6 protein-coding genes are annotated in these 7914 nt (G+C 42.1%); all 6 read right to left on the bottom strand.

Going from position 1 to position 7914, the window contains the following annotated elements:
* Positions 1-219: 219 nt before the first annotated feature.
* Genes DN748_RS16670 through DN748_RS16645 form a run of 6 tightly spaced genes read right to left on the bottom strand, consistent with a single transcriptional unit; the run spans position 220 to position 7706 of the window.
* Positions 220-1668: an SH3 domain-containing protein gene (locus tag DN748_RS16670; protein ID WP_112372965.1), complete on the bottom strand. Its 1449-nt coding sequence runs from the start codon at positions 1666-1668 to the stop codon at positions 220-222.
* A 39-nt stretch (positions 1669-1707) separates the two neighbouring features.
* Positions 1708-2544, bottom strand: coding sequence for a hypothetical protein (locus DN748_RS16665; RefSeq protein ID WP_112372964.1), 837 nt, complete (start codon positions 2542-2544; stop codon positions 1708-1710).
* Between the two features lie 5 nt (positions 2545-2549).
* The gene (locus DN748_RS16660; protein ID WP_112372963.1) at positions 2550-3890 is read right to left on the bottom strand and encodes a hypothetical protein; all 1341 of its coding nucleotides are present in this window, start codon (positions 3888-3890) and stop codon (positions 2550-2552) included.
* A gap of 44 nt (positions 3891-3934) precedes the next feature.
* On the bottom strand, positions 3935-4393 hold the full coding sequence (locus DN748_RS19015) for a hypothetical protein (protein WP_146746635.1): 459 nt from the start codon (positions 4391-4393) through the stop codon (positions 3935-3937).
* Positions 4390-5871, bottom strand: coding sequence for a DUF3289 family protein (locus DN748_RS16650; protein WP_112372961.1), 1482 nt, complete (start codon positions 5869-5871; stop codon positions 4390-4392). Before DN748_RS16650 ends, DN748_RS19015 begins: the two co-directional genes overlap by 4 nt.
* Positions 5872-5915: 44 nt before the next feature.
* Positions 5916-7706 (bottom strand): type VI secretion system Vgr family protein, encoded by a 1791-nt coding sequence (locus DN748_RS16645; RefSeq protein WP_112372960.1) that lies wholly within the window; start codon positions 7704-7706, stop codon positions 5916-5918.
* Positions 7707-7914: the final 208 nt, after the last annotated feature.

Genomic DNA, 7914 nt, shown 5'->3' with positions numbered 1-7914 from the left:
AGAGCTGAAGGTAAAGACATTGCTTTTACAACCCAATACGAAGAAGAGTAACCAGGTGTAATTGCCCGGACGGATACCGTACATAGTTCTTAAACAGGTTACCACCTTCGATACCCAGTAATGAAAAGCCTTTCGAGAGATCGGGAACTTTTTTATACTTGATTTTCTGATTGGGCATAACATAGTTATGACACTATTTACCCAAGCAAATCAGCCATTTCAGATTCTCTTTAAAAAGTCTCCAAGTACATAACCTTCCTTCCCGTTCTCAAGTTTAATATGCACCCAGTACTTTGGTATTACTTCAGAACGTATATTTACCAAAGTACCGCTTGAAATTGTTGTTACAACCCGGGATGTTCCATTAGGAAATACCCTCATATTAACATCATCAGGAGAAGTAATAATGCCGTCCGGCAGTGATAAATCGCCCAAAGCCCTGCGCACAACCCTCAGAGTACGGTCTGCATTGATTACGTCGGATTCGCTATAATTAACCCCGCTCACCCCATCTTCATCCGGTATCAAATCCCTGTAATAGCTTTCTCTTATGGATGCTATTTTCCGGAAATGTCCTTGGTTTACAGGATATCCCACGTCTATAAGGAATTGTACCACTGTCGGTTCTGTATAGTAGGAATCCAGCGCTATTTCCATAAGGTCTTTTTTTTCCGTTTCCCCTATAGGAGAGGAGTACACTATACCATCCGTGACACTCATTTTGCCCCGCTCCCAAAAGCAACGTACTTCTTCCCCGGTAAAGCGGGCATCTTCTGCATGGTCTGCGGAAAGTATTTTTACTATAAACCGTTTGCGGATAACAATGTCGTAGAGGTCAAGAGCATCCAGCATATCCCTGCATCTCCGGATAATAACGGACTGTTTTTCATAGTTAGTCAATACCTTCTGTTTATCGGTTCTTAGCTGGGTAAGGTAATTTTTCCCGAAATCATTCCGATATGCTTCCATTGCCTGCGGGGTATCGAAATACGCAATAGTTTCCTTTCCATAATACCCCCCTCCGTTCTGGTTGGCCTGGTACCACTTTTCACAGATCATATCTATATATTCCTGCTTTATCTCTATACCGTTATCAGCCAGGTCTTTTATTTTACCAGGATTTCCGCTGTTTATGGCAAAGCGCCAGAGATTTTCCCGGCTATCCGGCTTTTCTCCTTTAACCGTGCCGTTCTTTCCTTCCAGAAGGACAATACGTTCCATCAGCTTGCCGAGGGTCGGCATAGGCATCTCCCTGCCATCGGGAGAAAACATTATGCCTCCGGTCAACTGACTTCTGGCAAACCAGGCTTCCCCGTAGAGGCTACCATCGGAGTAATATCCTATCCAATTGCCTTCTTTAAAGCCGTTTTTATAGGTACGCTCAAATCGTTTCCCGCCCTTTTCATCATACCAGGCCCATGAACCATCGGGTACATTACGCTGAAAATGTCCTTCCGCAAGAAGCTTCTTTTCTCTATTGTACATTTTCCATTTCCCTTCCTTTTTCCCGTCCTGGTATATGCCCACTGCTCTTAAATCCCCGTTCTTGTAATAAGCGCGCCAGAGGCCATGACGTGTACCGTCTTTCCGGGCCCTGCCGGTTTCCAGGACGGCGTTGGAATCCGGGAAGTATATCGTATCCTCCAGAGGGCCATTCTCAAAATCCATATACCTGCTTTATATTAACAACCTTTGCCCTGGTGATTTTTATTTGAGACCTTTGAAGATATCTGCAATTTCCGGGTTATCAGAAACTATCCCAAGGTCATACGCACTCTGCCCCACGGCGAAGAAATCCGGATCGAAAACCTGGTTTTCATTACAGGGCAGAAAAGCCTCTTCCTTCCGGGTTGCCAGTTCAGTCCGGATATGGTTCACATCTATTTTTGAATCCGAGGAAAATTGACTCCCTTGTAATATCCACCACAAGAGGGTAATGTTACATTCCTTATGAAGATCGAAATGTAATTGATCTACAACGATCTTTAATGTTTTGTAAGAGGGAGAATAATCCGGGGACCATCCGAGAATAACACGCTTAATTTCATCAGGATCAGGATGTGCACCCGCATTAACCAAAAACTTCACAATATTGGAACCCGTATTTTGAATAGATTCCAGCAATAGATTATCCAATAATTTCTGCTTGTTATGCTCTTTGTAATTTTCGAGCAGAAATTCCAATATTAGTTTTGATGTTATATAGCCATCGCCGCTCCCATCCCTTTGCACCAGCATTAAAATATCTTCTTCTTTAATTATACTCCCTTCCTTAACCAAACCTTTGATTTTTTTTAAAAGCCTTTCTTCCTCAACGGAATCAATAAAAACACCATCTTTTCGGGATATATCAATTATATGGACAGATTGCAGTATAAAATAGGACAATGAATCTTGCCTTTTTATATTTTTTGAGTTTTTAAAGATACCTTCCTGTGAATTTTTTACGTTGTTTTTGGCCCCTTTGTTCCATTTAGGTGTTCCATGACAACTATAGGTAAACAAAGAAAATATCAAGAAAAAGCAGCTATACTTTGCAATCATAATTATTAGTTTTGCCCATTATCGGGTATTGCTGTACGTTCTATTATTTCATCTACAGGTAATTCTTCTTCAGCTGATTCTCCCTGAGCAGCTTCCTCAGAAATCCCAAGTATATGATCTACATCGGGCAGGGGATCTACCTTTACCCAAGCTTTATATTCCACTTCGATATCTGTGGGTTCTTCCATTTTTATTCTGGCATCCGAACTGTCCGTATTATCACTAAACCCCCTTCTGCCATAAATTCCTTTTAATTCCGGCACCTTTTCTTCTACCCAGGTATTTACTGCATGATATTTGTTTTTATAAACGGAATACCCCGTAGCATTATTGACATACCCACCATTTTCTGTTTTTACACCGTGGCAGCCTCTCATATCCTTGGATTTCCAGGGATCAAAGGAGGAAGCATTACGTTGGTCCGTGGGGATTGTGTTTTCCCCCACCTCTATATCTCTCTGCGTTAAAAATATCATATCTCCGTGTTTGTATTCGTTTGCTTCGGAGATGTCCTCGGCATTGTCCCCGCTCCCGGTTGTCCTGGGAAGATTGGAACTGTAATCTACTTCCGGAATAACCATGCGATAACGATACGAGACCTTACCATTATTCCTTCCTTCCCTAAACATCAACTGATAATAATCCGGTTGTCCATGCCTTCCCGTAGGAGATAGACAGGAACCGGTTTGGAAATAAGTTTTATTGGCATCAGGAGCCCCGCCGGAATGACGGGCAAAATAGAGGTACTCGCTTTCTGCCTGGTCCTTATTGTTATTGGCTATATCTTCTTCCAGTTTTTCTCTGGCTTTCCCTACGCCGTCGCCTTTATAAATATAGGCTTTATAGATCGGGAAAGTGGTTTTGTCTTTATTGGCCCCTGAACTGTTCTTCTTGGCATAAAAAGTACCGTCTTCGTCATACCCTTCAATTTCATTATAATACCCCACATCCGGCTGCATTTTGGCTGTTCCTTTATGTGTGGCACCTTCCGTTGCGCTTTCATAGCGGGGTTTGTCTAATTTTTTATGGGTTGCCCCTTCTGTTGCAGGGACATAGCTATCTCCCTGCAACTTGTGTGTGGCCTCTTCCGGAGAAGCAAGTTCATATTCAATTTTGATATGAGTAGCACCCTGTGATGTTGCCTGCCAGTCTATCTCAATCTCTTTGGCAATTTCATCGGTGATCCAGATAACGACTTCCTTAACAACGACTTCTTCTGCGCTTACCTCTTCCTGATCGTCATAGACGAAAGAGTTATAATCAATACTATTGCCCCTGTCCTGTCCAAAAGCTGTCGCTGCTTCCTGGCCGGGCATGGCATTGGCCATTTCTTCTTCCTCTTCCATAATACTTAAGAGCTATTATATGTGTTATTTTTCTCACTATGCAATCATTCCGGACAGTTTATTTCCACCGGGTAACTTTTCCATTCATCCGAGTCATTATGTGCTTTTACTTTAAATTCCCAATAGTGTTTTTCACTGCTACCTGTTTTTTGAAAAACGGCAATAATATCATCCAGATGGTCGGCTATTACATAATCACCAAAATAACTGTGATCCTCTTCATAATCTCTGGACATGCCCGAAGACTCTTTATAGAAAATCCGCATTAACCAGATAGAATCTTTTTCTATTTGGCAAAGATTAATCGTCGTATCATTATACTGCGATATTAAACTGGCTAATGAATCTGTATTTTTTGGAGGATTTGATATTATAATATATTCATTAATATCTTTATTACTACTATATTCTTTTCCTATTTCAGTTAATGGAAAAAATTCAGTTTTATTATTGCAACCAAGACATATTAAAACTAAAAGCATATAAATAAGATTGTTGTTCATGTCTGATAAGCTCCGTTAAACGTATTTTCAAATTCCATTTTTGTAATAAAGGGTTTGTAGCCCCTTAAATGTTGCAATACAAACCAAGCTCTGAAACCCTCCATGTAATAATAATTCTTTTCCAAATCCGGTTCATCCAAACCAAAATGATCGTATAAGGTTACTTTATAAGTGATCTTAAAATCTTTCTTTTTTTCTTCAAATCCGGTTATAGAAACCTCATAGGCCCAGGTATCATTAACTAAAATAGTGAGCCCCTTTTTACCACTCCACCCGTCTTCATTATATTTAAAACGAGGATGTCCGTAATTCATATCATATGTTCTGGGAGTATCACCATTATTACCATTATAAAATTTATGTTGAATAAGTGCTAATGCCCCATCTTCCTTTTTCAACCTTTCAACAATCATTCTTTCAATTTCTTTACAAAAACGTTTGGTAGAAGGATGTTCCTTTGCGTGTCTGGTCAGAACTGGATCACTAAACTCCGTTCCGGTATTTGCTTTAAAATGGGCTATCATTTTTAGGGCTACATCATTCAGTTCACCCCACGCAAATATGTCCAACACCATAGTGCTAAAAGTATCCCAAAGCCTGTCCTCACTCATTTTCATGGTACCCTTCATCATCCATCCATAAGATTCAATACGTTCTTGCGAATAGATTGTATGTCCGGTAGAGAGGTTTACTCCATCTCCATAGCACATATCATCGGCTATAATAAATAAGCCATTTTTAAATTGTTTTCCTTTAAAATTATACTTATCTATAAAAATTGGCAAGCCAATAATTTCAGTACTTACGCTAACCGATTCATTAAGGTCTTCGATATAGGATAATATTTCGATTTTCTTGCCTATATGTTCTTCAACATTAAATTTTAATCGCAGATGGTCTCCTGTACTTTTTAGATACCATATTTTTCCATCAACTCGAAACGCCCATTTAACAGTAGATTTATCTACCTGTTTTTCAGCAACATTATACTCGGTTACCTGATATTCTCCCGAAGAATTAAAAAGCACTAAAGAACCCCCCTCTACCTTAGTAACTCGATGTTCATCCTTTTCTTCAATTTCACTTTCGGTAGCCGTTTGCCCACTATCTGTTATCTCTATTTTTTGATTGCCATGAGGTAGACAATAATTTTGGGACTCCATCACTATTCCAGGGGCATCCTGTATCGTAACAGAAGCCGGTTTGTCCCATCCCTTCAGTTGGATAACACTTTTACAGAGAGGTTTCTTATCCCCGTATTTACCGTGGTTACAAACCCCGTCAAAGATCAGGTTTTGGGCCCCGTTAGTATCATTGATATTGGCCCAGAGCATGTCCTGTAATTTCAGGTCATTGGAGGTAACTCTGAGTTTGCCTTCCGGTTTGCTACATAAATCACATTTTATACGAGCGCCGTTCATAACGAACTTTTTACTTTCAGGCGGGGTTTTCTTATTTCTCTTTTCTTCACCAGCCATAGCATTTATTTTACTGTGCTTGGGTCATTTTCCGTAATTTATTCCTATCCTTTGCTCACCTTGACATCACTGCCTCCCTGGAACGTGGCCAACCCAGCCCCTTTAATATTCATATCTCCACTCAGAGTAACTATGGTGGCTTCAGATGAACTTTGCTCATAGGTTTCGGACACCTGAACCGTTTTATTCCCGGAAATGATCTCCAGAGTATTGGTCGTGGTCACCGAATGGTCTTGGGCGATCGTCTCTGTCTTGTTATTCCCTACCTGAATGTTCATGTCTTCCTGAACATTCAAGAGCAGGTTTTTGGCATTCAGGGTCATGGTCTCATTGGCCGTAACTTCTATATTGTTATTGGCCGTATCAATAAAAATACTGTTATTATTCTTATCAGTTACCGTGATATTTTCCGCCCCTTTGGTATCGTCCAGCTTAATGATATGCCCGCTGCGGGTATGGATCACTTTCACGTCGTTATCGGCCGTAGCATAACCACTAACCTCATTCCCGTTATACAGTGTTCCTGTAATATACGGCTTTTCAGCATTCCCTCCTTCAAAAGAGATCAATACTTCTTCGTCTTTTTCCGGGATAAAGTAAAACCCTTTCCCGCTTCCGCCATAGGGCTGTACCATGCGTATCCAGGTACTCTCATGCCCCCAGTAAAATTTTACCCGCACTCTTCCCATACCCTTGGGATCGTTATTGTCGATCACCACGGCAGGCTGGGTCTCGGCCGTACGGATAGTATGGAAGGGATCAGTGTAATATGGAACAGCCATATCGGCCGGAATGGCTTCGAAATTACAGCGATAGTCTCCCACGCTCCGGGAATGATGCCCCACCCGGATCACCAGGAACTCGCCCTGAATCCCGTCCTTGGTAATCGTTACTTTTCCCCCGAGCTGTAAGGGCAGATCACTGACCCCGGAATAGATCACCGTATTGGCTTCGGCCGCTTTCTGTATGAGTTTCTGCATTTCCTGCAATTCCCTGCGGTGACTGGCATGCGAGGCATACCGGTAATTCCTGTTATACCGGTTGTACACCTGGCGCGAGGATTTTTCCGCGGCATTCCGGGCAAACAGACTGCGACTCCCTGCTTCCCTGCCGGGGTGCTGCTCTGTCAGGGCTTCCATATGCTCATAATCATAAGCCTTGAGGTTCACTTTGCCCGGAATCACATGGCTTCCGGGAATAAAATGATGCAGGTTTACATTATGGGTCAGGGTGGTGTGATAGGCGTTTAAGATGCCGAATTGTATTCTCGTACCGTCGTAATAAAACCACTGGCCATACCTTCGGGCCATACGACAGACAAAGGCAAAATCCGTTTCGTTGTACTGTACCACATAGGCCGGGGTATCCGGGTAGGTACTGGCTACCCTTTCAGGCTGAAGTTCTGCGGGAACATCGCGGGTAGCTTCCTTGATGATCTCGTCCAGGGATTTCTCTATAAATGTCTGGCTTTGCGGTATATCATCCATCACCAGCGTCAGGCTTTTTCCGTTTACCGCATATCCCGTAGCACCTGTGGGGTGAATACTGGTGACCATCCCGGCAAATACAAGCTCCTTTACTTCCCGGGCTCCGGCACTTTTAAACTTTATCAATACCCGGCTTCCCAGGTACTTCTGAATAACTTCGGCCTGCTCCCGGAAATCTTCCACCGGGGCCTCGCTGTAGCGCCAGGAAAATGAGAACCCGTGATGTGTCCCCATCTGCTGGTTCAGGCTCATGTCTTCATACTCCACCAAACGGTCGAAACCTTCGATCTGTACGGTGACCTTCCCGATCAGGTTTTGGGTCAAGGGGTCCATTGCTTCCTGTATCATGGCCTTTGTATTATAAGTTATAAATTATTGTTTGACCTCTTGAGTAAACAATTTAGAGATCGGTTAAACTATAAACTCAGAAAATTTAAAAAACTACTTTCCTTTCCTCTGTCTTTGACATTTATTTATAATAAATACATGTTACGCCTCCCAACCCCACCTATCGGTAAAATTATTCCCGTCAAGGCTACCACTGCTGCTATTCTTT

It is taken from the genome of Sinomicrobium soli, from assembly GCF_003285545.1.
GTDB lineage: Bacteria > Bacteroidota > Bacteroidia > Flavobacteriales > Flavobacteriaceae > Sinomicrobium.
This window is presented reverse-complemented; position numbering and strand designations above follow the sequence as displayed.